Here is a 15177-nt window from a genome sequence, read left to right on the forward strand (position 1 = left end):
GGTCCCGCGGTTCCCTTCCAGACTTCCGAAAGCGGACGAGAGGTGAACGATCTCAACATCATCGACCAGTTCCTGGCGGCGTTCATCACCTACATCGACAGTGGGTTTGGCCTGCTTGGCGGCGACGTCAGCTTCCTGTCGCGCACGCTGATCGCGCTCGACATCACCCTCGCCGGTCTGTTCTGGGCGCTTGGCGGCGAAGACAACGTGCTCGGGCGCCTCATCCGGAAGATCCTCTATATCGGCGCCTTCGCCTTCATCCTGAACAGCTTCTCGTCCCTCGCCGACATCATTTTCCGCTCGTTTGCACAGGCCGGGCTGACCGCCGGCGGCGGGACGATCACGGCGGACGATCTGCTGAAGCCCGGACGGCTCGCCGGAACCGGCTTCTCGGCCGCCTGGCCGCTGCTCGAACAGGTCAACCAGTATCTCGGCTTCACGACCTTCTTCGACAATTTCCTGACCATCGTCGTGCTGCTGGTCGCGTGGATCATCGTGATCCTCGCCTTCTTCATTCTCGCCGTGCAGATGTTCGTCACGATCCTCGAGTTCAAGCTGGCCAGTCTGGCCGGCTTCATCCTCGTACCCTTCGCGCTGTGGAACCGAACCAGCTTCCTCGCCGAGCGCGTGCTGGGGAACGTCGTCAGCTCGGGGATCAAGGTAATGGTCCTCGCGGTCATCGTCGGCATCGGTTCCGGCTACTTCACCCAGTTCACCACCGCGTTGCAGGGACAGGAGCCCGATATCGGCCAGGCGATGAGCCTGGTGCTCGCAAGCCTTGCCCTGTTCGGGCTTGGCATTTTCGGTCCGGGCATCGCTTCAGGCCTCGTCGCGGGTGGGCCGCAACTCGGTGCAGGCGCTGCGCTCGGGACAGCGCTCGGCGCGGGCGGGATCATGTATCTCGGTGGTGCGGCCGCTATTGGGGCTGGAGGCGGGCTTGCGGCCGCCGGGATCGGCGCGGTGCGGGCGGGTGCGTCGATGGGGGCCGCGGCGTCGACGGCCTACACACTCGGGCAGGAAGGGGCAGGCTCGGCCAGCATCGGTGCCGGCATCGGCGGCATGGCGAGGGCGGCCGGCAGTGCTGCACGCTCACGCCTGTCGGCGACGCTCGGGCTTGGCGACGCGGCCGCGGCCGGTCGTCGAGGCGCGTTCGACGCGATGGCCGGACACGGCCCATCCACTGCCGGAGATGCTTCGGACGGCACGTCGTCAATGCCCGGCTGGGCACGCGCGATGAAGACCCAGCAGACTTCGCGCCACCACCGCCAGACCGCCGTTCAGGCCGTCCAGTCAGGCGACCGCGGTGGTCATGGCGTCACTCCGGACATCCAGGAAAGGGAGGACTGATCCTCATGATCTTCAAGCGAGCGGTTCAGCGCTATGGGCGCACCCCCGAACCGGAAACGCCTTATCAGCGCGCCGGCCAATTGTGGGACGAGCGCATCGGCTCGGCGCGGGTCCAGGCGCACAGCTGGCGGCTGATCGCCTTCGGCTGCCTTGGGCTGACAAGCGCGCTTTCGGGAGGCCTGCTCTGGCAGTCGCTGCAGAGCCGCGTGGTTCCGTACGTGGTCGAGGTCGATCGCCTGGGTGAAGCGCGCGCGGTGGAGCCCGCCGACAGGACCTATCATCCGACCGACCCCCAGATCGCGTGGTTCCTCTCGCGCTTCATCGAGGACGTGCGCTCGGTCTCGCTCGATCCCGTGCTCATGAGAGCCAATTGGCTCTCGGCCTACGACTTCGCGACAAAACGCGGCGCGGTGTTCCTGGGCGACTATGCCCGCACGGCCGATCCGTTCGCGCAGGTCGGCGAGCGTACCGTCTCGGTGCAGGTGACAAGCGTGGTGCGTGCCTCGGACACGTCGTTCCAGGTCAAGTGGATCGAGACCGCCTTCGAGCGTGGTGCTCCGGCGAGCACGTCGCACTGGACCGCGATTTTGACCGTTCGGACGGTGCCGCCGAAAAGCGCCGACGTGCTCCGCAGGAATCCGCTGGGCCTCTACGTCGATGCGATCGACTGGAGCCGGGAACTCGAGCCGGCCGGTTCCAACCTGTCACAATCGACGCCAACAGTGATCGTGCCGGTGCGCGCCACACCGCCGCCGCCGGTGGGCATCCCCGGTAAATCGCCGCTCGATCCGACGCTCGGCACCCCCGCAGGTCAGGAGACCCAGCCATGAACTTCGCATTGCTCGCCGCAACGGCGCTCACCCTCGCTGCTCCCGCCGTCGCCCAGACGACGCCAATTGCGCCAGCTTCGCCGACCATCACGCCACCGCCGGCGCCTGCCGTCGCGCTGCCGACCAAGGCGCGTGCTGCGTCGTCATCGCCCGACGCTGCAAGACGAGGCCCGCACCATCGGCGTATGCCGCCATCGGCCGGCGAACTGCGCGTCCGCGCCGCCAATCGCGCCGCCACGCTCGATCCCACGACCGGCGGCTATCTGGGTGGGGTGCAGGTCTATCCGTATAGCGACGGCGTCATCTACCATCTGCTGACCGCACCGGGGCAGGTGACCGACATCGCGCTGCAGCCCGGCGAGAACCTCGGCGCGGTCGCTTCGGGCGACACGGTCCGCTGGGTGATCGGCGATGCGACAAGCGGGGGAAGCGACGCGGGCGACGCCAAACGCACGCATGTGCTGGTGAAGCCGTTTACCGAGGGACTTGCGACAAACCTCGTCATCACCACCGACCGGCGGACCTATCACCTGGCGCTGACCAGCACCGCGCATACCGCCATGTCGGCGCTTTCCTGGACCTATCCTGCCGACCAGCTCCTTGCGCTCAAGGCCGCAGCGGAACCGGCGGACGCGGCGCGCGCGGCTCGATCGGTCGCATCGGGTTTCGATATCGAGCGGCTGAACTTCGGTTACACGATAGACGGCGATCATCCGGCTTGGCGGCCCTTGCGCGCCTTCGACGACGGGCGGCAGACGTTCATCGAGTTCCCGGCCAGCATCGGCGAAGGCGAGGCGCCGCCGCTGTTCCTCGTCGATGCCAGGGGCACGGCGAGCCTCGTCAATTACCGGGTACAGGGCCGCTATTATGTGGTCGACCGTATCTTTGCCGTGGCGGAACTTCGACTGGGCCTCAAGCCCCAGGACGTCGTCCGGATCACTCGAACCGGCGAGGGACAGGCCGGACGGAGGCGGTCGTGAGTGCCGGCCCGATGGACGGGGCGGTGGCCCCGCTGCCCGCGAAGCTCGACCCCGAGACGCTGGCGATCCGCTCGCGGCCGCCACGAGCAATACGGTTCAAGAAGGGCGTGATCATCGCCATCGCCGCCCTGGGATCGATCAGCCTCGTTGCGGTGATCTGGATGGCGCTGAAGCCGCGCCTGTCCCGCGGGGTTTCAGCGCAGGAGGAATTGTCGCAGCCGGATGGGCGCCCGGCCGTCGATGCGCTTGCCGGCACTCCCGCCAATTATGGACAGGTGCCACAGCTCGGCCCGCCGCTTCCCGGCGATCTCGGCAAGCCGATTCTCGAGCGGCAGCAGCAATTGGCACTGGCGACCGGCCCGACCGACCAGCAATTCCAGCAGTCGGAAGCGGCCGATCGCGAACGCCGGCTCGGCGAGATCAGGGCCGCGCGCGAATCCGGCGTGCTGGTGCAGGACCGAAAAGTCGGCAGCACTTCCGATGCGGCATCCGGCACCGCGGTCCCGGTGAGCACAGCGACGTCCGCCACGCAGAAGCTTGCGCTCGATCCGACCAACGACCCCAACGCGCAGGGCCGCAAGCAAGCGTTCGTTTCCGGTCTTGATTCACGCGGCGACGTCAATCCGCACGCGCTCGCGCCGCTGGCGTCGCCCTACACTTTGTCGGCAGGCAGCGTGATCGCTGCGAGCCTCATCACCGGACTTCGCTCCGACCTGCCGGGGCTCGTCACCGCCCAGGTCACCGAGAATGTCTATGACAGCGCGACGGGGCATCTACTGCTGATTCCGCAGGGCGCGCGCCTCATCGGCAGTTACGACAGCGTCGTGGCGTTCGGGCAGAAGCGCGCGCTCATCGTCTGGCAGCGGATCGTGATGCCCGATGGCAGCAGCTTGCGAATCGACAATGTGCCGGCCACCGATCCGTCAGGTTATGCCGGACTTGAGGACAAGGTCGACTTCCACACCTGGCAGCTCTTGAAGGGCGTGGTGCTTTCGACCGTGCTCGGGGTCGGGTCGGAGCTCTCGCTCTCGGGCCAGAGCGATCTGGTCCAGGCGGTCCGCATGTCGACGCAAGACACCGTGTCGCGCGCCGGCGACCAGATCACCAAGCGCAATCTCGGCATGCAGCCGACGATCACGATCCGCCCCGGCACGCCGGTCAGGCTGGTGGTCCACAAGGATCTGGTGTTCGCGCCGGCGGGGAGGAACTGACATGGTCGATCTCAAGCTCGGCAAGCTGCCCGACCGAACCCCGGTGAAGCTCTCGATCAGTATCACGCCCGACCTGCAGGCAGCACTGCAGGATTATGCGGCGGTCTATGCCGAAACCTACGGAGTGGAGGAGGCGATCGCCGAGCTCGTACCTGCGATGCTGGCCGCGTTTCTCGAGGGCGACCGCAACTTCATGCGCAGGCGCGATGCCAGATTGCGGGGCCAGAAATGATCGAGCGGGCATGGGAAACCAGGATCGAGCCGCTGACGGTGCGAGTCATGACTGCCGCCCGGATTACCGGGCTCAGCCGATCCCGGATCTATGAGCTCATCCAGTCGGGCGATCTCGAAACAACGAAGGTCGGACGGGCGACGCTGGTGCAATATCGAAGCCTGAAGCTCCTTACGGGCAACGGACCATCGAGCGCGGACACGCCAGGTTGATCTACTTCCAGTTGGGGACGTAGCGTAGCCGCATACCGAACCCGTTCGGCTGCCGCGCGGTCGCGACGTGTGACTGCCAGATTTTAGGAATGCCCGTCCAAGTCCGGCTTCAACGGACATATCTCGACAACCACAAAATCATAGGGCGGCTCGAAGCTCGATAGATCGCGCTCTACCAGCTGCCGGATCGAAGCGTCGGGCTGGACGCCCGGCGCCTCGAAACATCGAGAGTCATGCTTTCCGGCCAGCCCTGAAATCAGGCCGCAGTACAGCACCGCCATCGCGCAGTTGATCGAGGTAGTCCGACCAGTGCTGCATCATGCGTACCCGCTCGTCCCAATACTCGCCCCGGGCATAGGCGCGGCGGACCTGGTTGGTGTCGACGTGCGCGAGCTGGCGCTCGATCGCGTCGGGGTTCCATTCGCCCATCTCGTTTAGCAGTGTCGCCGCCATCGCCCGGAAGCCGTGCGCGGTCATTTGCTCGGTGGTGTAGCCGAGCTTGCGCAAACCCTGGTTCACGGCATTCTCCGACATCGTCTTGCGCGGCTTGCCGAGGCACGGAAACAGGTATTTCCACCAATGCGTGTGCTCGTGCAGTTCCTTGAGCATCGCAATTACCTGCCGCGACAGCGGCACTCGGTGGGGACGACGCATCTTCATGCGCTCCGCCGGGATGAACCAGGTCGCTTCCTCGAAGTCGATGTCTGCCCACTCGGCCTGCCGCAGCTCGCCCGGGCGCAGCAGCACGTGCGGCGAGAGCCGCATGGCCATCACCGTCACTTTGTGCCCCCGATAGCCGTCAATCGCCCGGAGCAGCGCCCCCACTTCAGACGGCCGGGTGATTGCTGCGAAGTGCTTGACCTTGGGCACGGCGATCGCGCCGCGCAGGTCGGCCGCGACATCCTTTTCGCAACGAACTGTCGCTACCCCATAGCGGAATACCCGGCTGAGCACGCTGCGCATGCGTCTTGCACTTTCGTAGGCGCCGGTGGCCTCGACCTTGCGGAGCACGGCAAGCGCTTCGTGAGGCGTGATCTGCGCGATGGGGATGTTGCCGATGAGCGGATAGGACTTGGCGAGCAGCCAGCGAATCTTATCAATGGTGACCGGTGCAAGGCCGTCTCGTTCGCATTTGACCAGCCATTCCCTGGCGACGGCCTCGAAGGTGTTCGCCGCGGCGTACTTGGCGGCGATCCTGGCGCGCTTCTTTTCCAGCGCTGGATCGATTCCTTCGGCAATCTTCTTCCTGGCCTCGTCGCGCCGGACCCGCGCGTCCGCGAGGCTTATCGTTGGCCACCCTCCGAGATGAAGATTCTTCTGCTTGTCGAGAAAGCGGTATCTGAAGCGCCACAGCTTCGAGCCGTTGGGTTGGATGACGAGATAGAGACCTTGAGAATCGGAAAGGCTCCAGGCCTTCTCTCTCGGCTTGGCGGCGTTGATCTGAATGTAGGTAAGCATGGTCGTTTTCCCAGCAATGCCGGGTCGATCCGAGAGCACCAAAAAGAGCAACATTTTGGTGCTGCTGCTGCTGGTGCTCTTAGCCGGATTTCGCCGGACGGTGTCTGGCGATTCTCGGTCTAGAAATGCTGTGAAACCAGCCGCTTACTGGACGATGCTGGACGTATCCAGAGCCAGTATTGGTGCCCAGAAGAGGACTCGAACCTCCACGGGGTAACCCCCGCCAGCACCTGAAGCTGGTGCGTCTACCAATTCCGCCATCTGGGCACGGGGTAGGCCGCGCGCTCTAGGCGAGGGGCCGCGCGCTTGTCAACGCTAGATCAGCGCCAGTTCGGCAAGTTTTCCGATCAAGGCGGGTGGCAGCTCGGCGACGCCGCTCGTGCCGCCGGCGAGGTCGGCGGGGGCGTCGTTCGCCTCGAGGTAGCGCCAGCCCTGGTGCGCCCGCTTGGGCCGCGCCTCGACCAGCACGGGGACCGGATCGATGTGTATCGCGACCCGCCCGCCTTCCGCCTCACCGAAGCCGAGAATCGGCGAGCGCGCGACGAGCTGGTGCTTGACGATCCAGTAGAGCGAGCCCTGCCCGGCAATCTCCTCGTGCCGTTTGGGCAGGTATCGTGTCGTCAGGAACACCGGTCCCGCTTCGGCGCGCTGCCGCAGCCGCTCGACGAGATGATCGAGGCTCGCCGCGCCGAACGCGACCTTGGTGATATGGAGCGCCATACCGCCGATCTGGGCATGCGGCGCGCCAGCGACAAGTCAGCCGCCAAGCCCCCACAAAGTAGCGAGCCCGAGGAACGAGAAGAAGCCCATCGTGTCGGTCAGCGTCGTCACGAACACCGCCGAGGACACCGCCGGATCGATCTTCGCCTTGTCGAGCGCGATCGGCACGAACACGCCGCCCAGCCCGGCGACGAGATTGTTGAACAGCATCGCCGTGCCCATGACGATCGACAGATCGCGATTGCCGTAGATCAGATAGCTGCCGATCCCGACCATCAATCCCAGCGACGCGCCGTTGGCCAGCGCGATGCGGAATTCGCGGACGATCATCCACCAGGTGTTCGAACTGGTCAGCTGGTTGGTCGCCAGCGCGCGGACGACCACCGCCAGCGTCTGCGTCCCCGCATTGCCGCCCATGCCCGAGATGATCGGCATCAGCACCGCGAGCACGGCAAACCGTCCGATCTCGCCCTGGAACAATCCGACCACCGACGACGCGACGATCGCGGTACCGAGATTGACGATGAGCCATATCAGCCGCGTCCGCACGGTCAGCCGGATTGGCTCGTTGATGTCGCCGTCGCCCGCGCCGGACAGCAACAGCGTATCCTCGCCCGCTTCCTCCTGGATGATGTGGACGATGTCGTCGACGGTGATCATGCCGACCAGCCGGCCGGTCGCATCGACGACCGCGGCGGAGATCAGGCCGTATTTCTGGAAGCGCAACGCGACCTCTTCCTGGTCCATGTCGACCGGGATCAGCGTTTGTTCGCGCTGCATCACATCGCCCAGCTTGACCGAGCGCGGCGTGCGCAGGATCCACGAGAGCTTGCAGGTGCCGATCGGCTTGTGCCCCGGATCGACGACGAAGACTTCCCAGAAATCGGTGGTCAACTGGTCGTCGGCGCGCAGATAATCGATCACATCGCCGACGGTCCAATGCTCGGGCGCTGCGATCAGCTCGCGCTGCATCAGGCGGCCGGCAGTCTCTTCCGGATAGCTGAGCGCTTCCTCGATCGCCGCGCGGTCGTCGGGCTCCATCGCGCGAAGGACCTCGCGCTGATCCTCGACGTCCATGTCCTCGATGATCGCGACAGCGTCGTCGGTATCGAGCTCGGAGGCGATGTCGGCGACCTGGTGCGGCTCGAGCGCGTCGATCAGATCTTCGCGGACATAATCGTTCATCTCGGCGAACACCTCGCCGTCGAGCAGCCCGGCGATCGCCTTGGCGAGATCGGGGCGCTCGTCGGCGGGCGTCAGCTCGAACAGATCGGCGATGTCGGCGGGATGGAGCGGCTCGACCAGCTCGCGCGCGTCCCCGGGGCGCCCATCCTCGACGGCGTCGAGCACCGCGCGGACGAATTCGGGCTTGAGGCGGTCGTCCTCGTCGAGCTGCGCCGATTCGGTTTCGGCTTCGGGCGTGAGTTCGGTCTCGCTCATCGGTCGACCTCCGGCCCTGGTTGCTCGCGACTTCGCCCCCTTAGCGGCACGCGCCACCGATGCCAACGCCTCTTGGTTTGCCAGCACGGGCGGGCGCCGCTAGGGCGCAGAGGGAAACAGGAACGCCCATAGAAGGATATGCGCATGGCCGACACTCCCGAAACGCTGACGATGACGCTCGACGGCGGCGACGTAACGATCAAGCTGCGCCCCGATCTCGCGCCCCAGCATGTCGAGCGCATCGCCGGCCTTGCCAACGAAGGCTTTTACGATGGCGTCGTGTTCCACCGCGTGATCCCCGGCTTTATGGCGCAGGGCGGCGATCCCACCGGCACCGGCATGGGCGGTTCGGAAAAGCCCGATCTTCCGGCCGAATTCTCGAAGGAGCCGCATGTCCGCGGCGTCTGCTCGATGGCGCGCACGCAGAATCCGAACAGCGCCAATTCGCAATTCTTCATCTGCTTCGACGACGCCCGCTTCCTCGACGGCCAATATACCGTCTGGGGCGAAGTGACCGATGGCATGGACCTGATCGATGCGCTGCCCAAGGGCGAGCCGCCGGCCAACCCGGGCAAGATCGTCAAGATGCGCGCGGCGTAATCCAGGTTCAGCTTCGCTGAGCCATAAGGCACCGGCGCGCTCCCCATCCGGCCTCGCAGACGCGATATTCTGCGGAAGCCCGCCTGGGGAGCGGGCCTTCTATTTCTCTTCCAGCACGCGGATCGCCCAGTCGTGGAACAGGCGCACCGGGCGCTGGGTGAGCGCGCGCGGGCGGCAGACGAACCAATAACTGTACGGACTTTCGACCGGAATATCGAACAGCCGCACGAGCCGCGGGTCGCTCGCCTCGTCGAAATGGCTTTCGTGCATGAACGCGACGCCCAGCCCCTGCGCCGCCGCCTCGAGCATCAGCGCGCCCGAATCGAAATGATCGATCGCTGCCGGCTCGAGCTCGTCCAGCCCGACCGCGCGGCGCCACGCGGTGAAGGTGTCGGGCATGTCGCGGTGGAGCATCACCGTCAGCCCGGCGAGCTGCTCGGGCCGGGTGACCGGATCGGGGCCCTCGACCAGCTTGCGGCTGGCGATCGCATAGACGCGATTGCGATCGAGCCGCCGCGCGTAGAGCGCCGGGTCGATCGACCGCGCCAGCGCGATCGCGACATCGACGCCCTCGCCGAGCCGCGACAGGCCATGGCTGGTGGTATCGATGTCGATATGCAACTCGGGATGCGTCGCGCGCAATTCGCCAAGGTGCGGAAACAGCTTTTGCGAGGCGTAGAGCGGCAGGATGCTGAGCCGCAGCCGCAATACCTCGGCCGGGCTGGTCATCGCCTCGACCGCGTTGGACAGCTGATCGAGCGCCGGCGATACCTGGGCGAGCAATTGCGTGCCGTCGTCGTTGAGCACCATCGCCTGGTGGCGCCGCTCGAACAGCGGCCGATCGATGAAGCGTTCGAGCGCCTGAACGCGACGGCTCAACGCCGGCGGCGACAGCGCCAGTTCCTGCGCGGCGGCCTTGATCGAGCCCAGCCGCGCGACCGCGACAAAGGCTTCGATCGCGGTCAGCGGGGGCAGGCGGCGCATCGGCTCTTCCTCTTGTGCGTTGCATCAGCAACGATGGTGATCGGACAAATATGCGCATCTCGCTGTGATGCGCCAACCCCTGAATTGCATAATTTGCAATCCTAATTATCCATTTCGCACTTGCACAAAACCCTGCTGCGCCGCACATAGGGCAGGCCTTTCAGGCATCCTCTCCTAAAAACTTTCACGGGCTGGCCTTTTGGCCGGCCCTTTTTTTGTTGGTTACCGGTAACGGCCGGCGCTGCCGCCCTCGCAATGCGGGAACCCCGATCCTATCTGGCGCGCTTCAATCGCGAACCGCTTCGAAGGGATTTCCATGGCCGACAGCGAAACGCCGCCACTGCGCAAGCTGCAGGTCGCCAATGCGCGGCCAGAGGATTCGGGGCGCGGGATCGCCCATCTGCCGCGCGCGCTGATGGGCGAGCTCGGCCTTGCCGAGGGCGACGTGATCGAGATCGTCGGCAAGCGTTCGACGCCGGCGCGCGCGGTGTTTCCCTATGCGGAGGACGAGGGGCTGGAGATCATCCGCCTCGATGGCCTGCAGCGCGCCAACGCTGGCGCGGGATCGGGCGAATATGTCGAGATCCGCCGCGTCGAATCGAAGCCGGCGAGCCGCGTGGTGTTCGCGCCGGCTCAACAGAATCTGCGATTGCAGGGGTCGTCCAACGCGCTGAAGCGCACGTTCGTCGGCCGGCCGCTGTGCCAGGGCGACGTCGTCGCCACCGCCGGGCAGCAGCGCGTCGACAATATCCCGCCCAACGTCCAGCAATTCCTCCGTGCGCCGGCTTACGCACTGCAGGAAATCCGTCTCGTCGTCGTGGCGACCAACCCCAAGGGCGTGGTCCATATCGACGAGAATACCGAAATCGAGTTGCGCCCCGAATATGAGGAGCCGCAGCAATCGCGCCGCGCCGATGTCACCTATGACGATATCGGCGGCATGGCCTCGACCATCGACCAACTGCGCGAGATGGTCGAGCTGCCGCTCCGCTATCCCGAGTTGTTCCAGCGGCTCGGGGTCGATCCGCCCAAGGGGGTGCTGCTGCATGGCCCGCCCGGCACCGGCAAGACACGGTTGGCCCGCGCGGTCGCCAACGAATCGGCGGCGCAATTCTACCTGATCAACGGCCCCGAGATCATGGGCTCGGCCTATGGCGAATCGGAGCAACGCCTCCGTCAAGTGTTCGAGGAAGCCTCGAAGAACGCGCCGTCGATCGTGTTCATCGACGAGATCGATTCGATCGCGCCGAAGCGCGGCCAGGTGTCGGGCGAGGCCGAAAAGCGCCTCGTCGCGCAGCTGCTGACGCTGATGGATGGGCTCGAGGCGCGAGCCAATCTCGTCGTCATCGCCGCGACCAATCGGCCCGAGGCGATCGACGAGGCGCTACGCCGCCCCGGCCGCTTCGACCGCGAGATCATCGTCGGCGTGCCCGACGAGCGTGGCCGCCGCGAAATCCTCGGTATCCACACCCGCGGCATGCCGCTGGGCGACAAGGTCGACCTGAACGAGCTGGCCCGCACTACCTACGGCTTCGTCGGTGCCGATCTCGCCGCGCTGACCCGCGAAGCGGCGATCGAGGCGGTGCGCCGCATCATGCCACGCCTCAACCTCGAGGAAGGCACGATTCCGCCGGAGGTGCTCGACGATCTCTCGGTGACGCGCGAGGATTTCATGGAGGCGATCAAGCGCGTCCAGCCCTCCGCCATGCGCGAAGTGATGGTCCAGGCGCCGCAGGTCCGCTGGGAGGATGTCGGCGGTCTCGACCAGGCGCAGGAGCGCCTCAAGGAAGGCGTCGAGCTGCCCCTGAAGGACCCCGACGCGTTCCGCCGCTTGGGCATCCGCCCGGCCAAGGGCTTCCTGCTCTACGGCCCACCCGGTACCGGCAAGACCTTGCTGGCCAAGGCGGTCGCGCGCGAGGCGGAGGCGAACTTTATCGCCACCAAATCGTCCGATCTGCTCAGCAAATGGTATGGCGAGAGCGAACAGCAGATCGCCCGCCTGTTCGCCCGCGCCCGCCAGGTCGCGCCGACGGTGATCTTCATCGATGAACTCGACAGCCTTGTCCCCGCACGCGGCGGCGGGTTGGGCGAGCCGCAGGTCACCGAACGCGTGGTCAACACCATCCTTGCCGAGATGGATGGACTTGAGGAGCTGCAGTCGGTCGTCGTGATCGGGGCGACCAATCGGCCCAACCTGGTCGATCCCGCGCTGCTGCGCCCCGGCCGCTTCGACGAGCTGATCTATGTCGGCGTGCCCAGCCAGGAGGGCCGCCGCCGCATCCTGTCGATCCAGACGCAGAAGATGCCGCTTGCCGAGGACGTCGATCTCGACGCTCTGGCCGTGCGCACCGATCGCTTCACCGGCGCCGACCTCGAAGACTTGGTTCGCCGCGCCGGCCTGGCTGCGCTGCGCAAGTCGCTGTCGTCGGAGCAGGTGACGATGGCCGATTTCGAAACGGCGCTCGACGATTCACGCGCATCGGTGACGCCCGAGATGGAGAAGGATTACGAGCAGATGGCAGCCCGCCTGAAGCAAGACGCCGCGGCGATCCAGCCGATCGGCTTTGTCGGCCCCGGAATGCTCAAGCCGCGCGACCGCGAATAGGATTCAGCCAGGCTGAATCGGTTCTGCACGAACGCGCCGCCGCCGTCTAAATATTACATCGTCGGCGGCGGCCGCGCCTCGGCCATGGCGCGCCATCGCGGTCGCGCCGATTCTCGCGATCAACGGCGCGATCGGCAACCACAACACGTCCGAATCGCGATCGATCCTAGCCCGCTTTCGCGACCTCGCGTACGTCGGCCGGGCCAAATTCGCGGATCGCGGCGCGATAGCTGGGGCCGTAACGCTTGCCCACCGCTTCGGCGAATACCGGAACGCCGGCCAGATTGGCGCGCAGGCAATCTTCGATCGCCGGTGCCAGCTCGGGCAGCCATTGCGGTGCGTTGACCGCCTCCATCACGCGATCACAAAAGCCGCTGGCGATCTTCAGCTCGTCGCGGCGCGGGTTGCAGGCGTTGGGGTTGCCGGCCGGCCGAACAAGCGCATCGAGCGCGCCGATCCGATCGAGCATCCGCCAACCGGGGAACGGCTGGCCATCGGCATAATCGTGAACATGCACCGGCGCCGCGGTCGAGCGGACGAAATTGCCGACATAGCTGTGGTGATCGAAGCAGAAGAACCAATAAGGCCGCGTCCCCGATTTCGGCATCGGGTCGGACATGAACAACATGCCCTTGTTCATCACCTCGGTGAACATGAACAGCGAATCGGCATAAGTGTGCCAATGAAGCTGGGCGTGCAGGCTGGCGAAATACTCGCCGGGATCGCGCAGCACGACGTCCCACTCGATCGTCTTGACGCCGCTGGCCAGCGCGGTGCTCTCGATCAGGTCGGCAAGCTGCTGGTTGAAGGGCACGCATTCCAGCTCTTCCGACGAGAACAAAACGGTGTGGCAGCCATTGGCGGCTGCATCGCGCAACACTGCCTGAAACGGTGCGGTGTCGCCGCCCATCAGCGCCCAGGCGATCGGGTGATGTTCGGGGCAATCGCGCGGGCACGGCGCGTACCAGATGCCGCGCTCGGCGAGCGCGGCGTGGTTTTCGTTGAGCAGCGACTGCAGGAAGGTCGATGCTGTCTTGTGGAAGCCGATATGGACAATCAGATGCATGCCGCTTGCCTAGCGGCGAATGGTTAACAGCGTCGCAATGGCCTATTTGAGCAGCACCAGTTCCTCGGCCATCGTTGGGTGGAGCGCCACGGTCTGGTCGAAATCGGCCTTGGTGAGGCCGGCCTTGACCGCGACCGCCGCCGCCTGGAGAATCTCGGGCGCGTCAGGACCGATCATGTGCAGGCCGACGACGCGATCGGTCTCGGCATCGCAGATCATCTTGTAGAGCGCACGCTCGTTGCGGCCCGCCAGCACGTTCTTCATCGCCCGGAAATCGGACTGGTAGACCTTGATCGAGCCGAGCTTCTCGCGCGCCTTGGCTTCGGTCAGCCCCACCGACGCGATCGGCGGGTGGCTGAACACCGCCGAGGGGATGTTATCGTAATCGACCTTGTGCGGCTTGCCGCCGAACACGGTGTCGGCGAACGCTTGGCCCTCGCGGATCGCGACCGGCGTGAGCTGGATGCGGTTGGTGACGTCGCCCACCGCATAGATGCTCTCGCAGGTCGAGCGATTGTCGTCATCGACCCGAATCGCGCCTTTCTCGTCCCATTCGACGCCGGCGGCATCGAGGCCGAGGTCGCCGGTATTGGGCACGCGGCCGGTGGCGAACATCACGCAATCGACGATCGCCGGCTCGTGGTTGGTCATCTCGACCGTCAGGCTGCCGTCGTCATTGCGGGTGATGCCGCGAAAATCGGCGTTGAGGCGGAAATCGATCCCCTTCTTGATCGAAATGTCGAGCAGCCGGTCGCGCAATGAATGGTCATAGCCGCGCAGGATCGTGTCGGTGCGGTTGATCAGCGTTACCTTGACGCCGAACTCGTTGAACACGCCGGCGAATTCGTTGGCGATATAGCCGGCGCCGGCGATCAGCATGCGCTCGGGTAGCGCGTCGAGGTGGAACGCCTCGTTGGAGGTGATGCCATGTTCGTGGCCCGGGCAGCCCGGCACGTGCGGTGTCGCGCCGGTGGCGATCAGGATCGTCTTGGCCGTCACCTCGCGCCCGCTCGCCAGCCGGATGCCGTGCGGGCCGGTCAGCGTCGCGCGATCGAGGATCACCTCGACGCCATGGCTCTCCAGCGTGTCGGTATAGGCCTTGTTGAGCCGATCGACCTCGGCCAGCACATTGTCGCGCAGCGTCGCCCAGTCGAACCGGCAGCCGTCGACGTGCCAGCCGAAGCGGGCGCAATCCTGGATGTCCTCGGCGAAATGCGCGCCGTAGACGAGCAGCTTCTTGGGCACGCAGCCGCGGATCACGCAGGTGCCGCCGACGCGATATTCCTCGGCGATCGCCACCCTGGCGCCGTGCGCCGCCGACACCCGCGCCGCACGCACCCCGCCCGAGCCGGCGCCGATGACGAACAGGTCGTAGTCGTAAGAAGCCATTTCCGTTTCCTTGTTCGTCACCCTGAACTTGGTTCAGGGTCCATGGCGCAACGACTGTTCCGAACGAGACAGGTGTTGCACCATGGATGCTGAAACAAGTTCA

The 15177-nt window shown here is 65.7% G+C and carries 14 protein-coding genes and 1 tRNA gene; 8 read left to right on the plus strand and 7 right to left on the minus strand.

Annotated features, from left to right (window positions below; translation table 11 throughout):
- The first annotated feature begins 42 nt into the window (after positions 1–42).
- The 6 genes from trbL to K7G81_RS13790 are packed head-to-tail and all read left to right on the plus strand — an operon-like array spanning position 43 to position 4812.
- Positions 43–1347, plus strand: a complete 1305-nt coding sequence (gene trbL / locus K7G81_RS13765; protein WP_223031395.1) for a P-type conjugative transfer protein TrbL — start codon at positions 43–45, stop codon at positions 1345–1347.
- A gap of 5 nt (positions 1348–1352) precedes the next feature.
- Positions 1353–2177 carry a conjugal transfer protein TrbF gene (trbF, locus tag K7G81_RS13770; protein WP_223031396.1) on the plus strand — a complete coding sequence of 275 codons (825 nt, stop codon included), beginning with the start codon at positions 1353–1355 and terminating at the stop codon, positions 2175–2177.
- Positions 2174–3157 (plus strand): P-type conjugative transfer protein TrbG, encoded by a 984-nt coding sequence (trbG, locus tag K7G81_RS13775; RefSeq protein ID WP_223031397.1) that lies wholly within the window; start codon positions 2174–2176, stop codon positions 3155–3157. Before trbF ends, trbG begins: the two co-directional genes overlap by 4 nt.
- A gap of 11 nt (positions 3158–3168) precedes the next feature.
- Positions 3169–4368: a TraB/TrbI/VirB10 family type IV secretion system protein gene (locus K7G81_RS13780; protein WP_223031579.1), complete on the plus strand. Its 1200-nt coding sequence runs from the start codon at positions 3169–3171 to the stop codon at positions 4366–4368.
- 1 nt (position 4369) lies between these two features.
- Positions 4370–4600, plus strand: a complete 231-nt coding sequence (locus K7G81_RS13785) for a DUF2274 domain-containing protein (RefSeq protein ID WP_223031398.1) — start codon at positions 4370–4372, stop codon at positions 4598–4600.
- Positions 4597–4812 (plus strand): helix-turn-helix domain-containing protein, encoded by a 216-nt coding sequence (locus K7G81_RS13790; RefSeq protein WP_223031399.1) that lies wholly within the window; start codon positions 4597–4599, stop codon positions 4810–4812. The genes K7G81_RS13785 and K7G81_RS13790 overlap by 4 nt, the downstream gene beginning before the upstream one ends.
- Before the next feature lie 231 nt (positions 4813–5043).
- On the opposite strand, the gene K7G81_RS13795 is transcribed toward K7G81_RS13790, so the two are convergent.
- From K7G81_RS13795 to mgtE, 4 genes are all read right to left on the minus strand, one after another.
- Positions 5044–6270: a tyrosine-type recombinase/integrase gene (locus K7G81_RS13795; RefSeq protein ID WP_223031400.1), complete on the minus strand. Its 1227-nt coding sequence runs from the start codon at positions 6268–6270 to the stop codon at positions 5044–5046.
- Positions 6271–6450: 180 nt separating this feature from the next.
- Positions 6451–6537, minus strand: a tRNA-Leu gene (locus K7G81_RS13800).
- A gap of 48 nt (positions 6538–6585) precedes the next feature.
- A complete protein-coding gene (locus K7G81_RS13805; protein ID WP_223031401.1) occupies positions 6586–6990 on the minus strand; it encodes a DUF1489 family protein in 405 nt (134 codons plus the stop codon).
- Positions 6991–7026: 36 nt separating this feature from the next.
- Positions 7027–8430: a magnesium transporter gene (gene mgtE / locus K7G81_RS13810; RefSeq protein ID WP_223031402.1), complete on the minus strand. Its 1404-nt coding sequence runs from the start codon at positions 8428–8430 to the stop codon at positions 7027–7029.
- Positions 8431–8574: 144 nt separating this feature from the next.
- Between mgtE and K7G81_RS13815 the strand changes: the two genes are divergently transcribed.
- Complete coding sequence (locus K7G81_RS13815; RefSeq protein WP_223031403.1) at positions 8575–9030, plus strand: peptidylprolyl isomerase; 456 nt, start codon at positions 8575–8577, stop codon at positions 9028–9030.
- A 99-nt stretch (positions 9031–9129) separates the two neighbouring features.
- Here the strand turns inward: K7G81_RS13815 and K7G81_RS13820 are convergent, their stop codons facing one another.
- Positions 9130–10014: a LysR substrate-binding domain-containing protein gene (locus tag K7G81_RS13820; protein WP_223031404.1), complete on the minus strand. Its 885-nt coding sequence runs from the start codon at positions 10012–10014 to the stop codon at positions 9130–9132.
- A gap of 316 nt (positions 10015–10330) precedes the next feature.
- Here K7G81_RS13820 and K7G81_RS13825 point away from each other — a divergent pair, with 316 nt between their 5' ends.
- Positions 10331–12619: a CDC48 family AAA ATPase gene (locus K7G81_RS13825; RefSeq protein ID WP_223031405.1), complete on the plus strand. Its 2289-nt coding sequence runs from the start codon at positions 10331–10333 to the stop codon at positions 12617–12619.
- A gap of 166 nt (positions 12620–12785) precedes the next feature.
- Here the strand turns inward: K7G81_RS13825 and K7G81_RS13830 are convergent, their stop codons facing one another.
- Positions 12786–13685, minus strand: a complete 900-nt coding sequence (locus tag K7G81_RS13830; RefSeq protein WP_223031406.1) for a hypothetical protein — start codon at positions 13683–13685, stop codon at positions 12786–12788.
- A 42-nt stretch (positions 13686–13727) separates the two neighbouring features.
- A complete protein-coding gene (gene gorA, locus K7G81_RS13835; RefSeq protein ID WP_223031407.1) occupies positions 13728–15074 on the minus strand; it encodes a glutathione-disulfide reductase in 1347 nt (448 codons plus the stop codon).
- Positions 15075–15177 lie beyond the last annotated feature (103 nt).

The organism is Hephaestia mangrovi (assembly GCF_019880555.1).
GTDB lineage: Bacteria > Pseudomonadota > Alphaproteobacteria > Sphingomonadales > Sphingomonadaceae > Sphingomonas > Sphingomonas mangrovi.

Excerpts from the sequence above, each read along its gene's own strand:
- K7G81_RS13820 (WP_223031404.1), bottom strand. The coding sequence starts at position 10,014 with ATGCGCCGCCTGCCCCCGCTGACCGCGATCGAAGCCTTTGTCGCGGTC.
- K7G81_RS13830 (WP_223031406.1), bottom strand. The coding sequence starts at position 13,685 with ATGCATCTGATTGTCCATATCGGCTTCCACAAGACAGCATCGACCTTC.
- K7G81_RS13795 (WP_223031400.1), bottom strand. The coding sequence starts at position 6,270 with ATGCTTACCTACATTCAGATCAACGCCGCCAAGCCGAGAGAGAAGGCC.
- K7G81_RS13785 (WP_223031398.1), top strand. The coding sequence starts at position 4,370 with ATGGTCGATCTCAAGCTCGGCAAGCTGCCCGACCGAACCCCGGTGAAG.
- trbG (WP_223031397.1), top strand. The coding sequence starts at position 2,174 with ATGAACTTCGCATTGCTCGCCGCAACGGCGCTCACCCTCGCTGCTCCC.
- mgtE (WP_223031402.1), bottom strand. The coding sequence starts at position 8,430 with ATGAGCGAGACCGAACTCACGCCCGAAGCCGAAACCGAATCGGCGCAG.
- K7G81_RS13805 (WP_223031401.1), bottom strand. The coding sequence starts at position 6,990 with ATGGCGCTCCATATCACCAAGGTCGCGTTCGGCGCGGCGAGCCTCGAT.
- K7G81_RS13815 (WP_223031403.1), top strand. The coding sequence starts at position 8,575 with ATGGCCGACACTCCCGAAACGCTGACGATGACGCTCGACGGCGGCGAC.
- K7G81_RS13790 (WP_223031399.1), top strand. The coding sequence starts at position 4,597 with ATGATCGAGCGGGCATGGGAAACCAGGATCGAGCCGCTGACGGTGCGA.
- K7G81_RS13825 (WP_223031405.1), top strand. The coding sequence starts at position 10,331 with ATGGCCGACAGCGAAACGCCGCCACTGCGCAAGCTGCAGGTCGCCAAT.
- gorA (WP_223031407.1), bottom strand. The coding sequence starts at position 15,074 with ATGGCTTCTTACGACTACGACCTGTTCGTCATCGGCGCCGGCTCGGGC.
- trbF (WP_223031396.1), top strand. The coding sequence starts at position 1,353 with ATGATCTTCAAGCGAGCGGTTCAGCGCTATGGGCGCACCCCCGAACCG.
- K7G81_RS13780 (WP_223031579.1), top strand. The coding sequence starts at position 3,169 with ATGGACGGGGCGGTGGCCCCGCTGCCCGCGAAGCTCGACCCCGAGACG.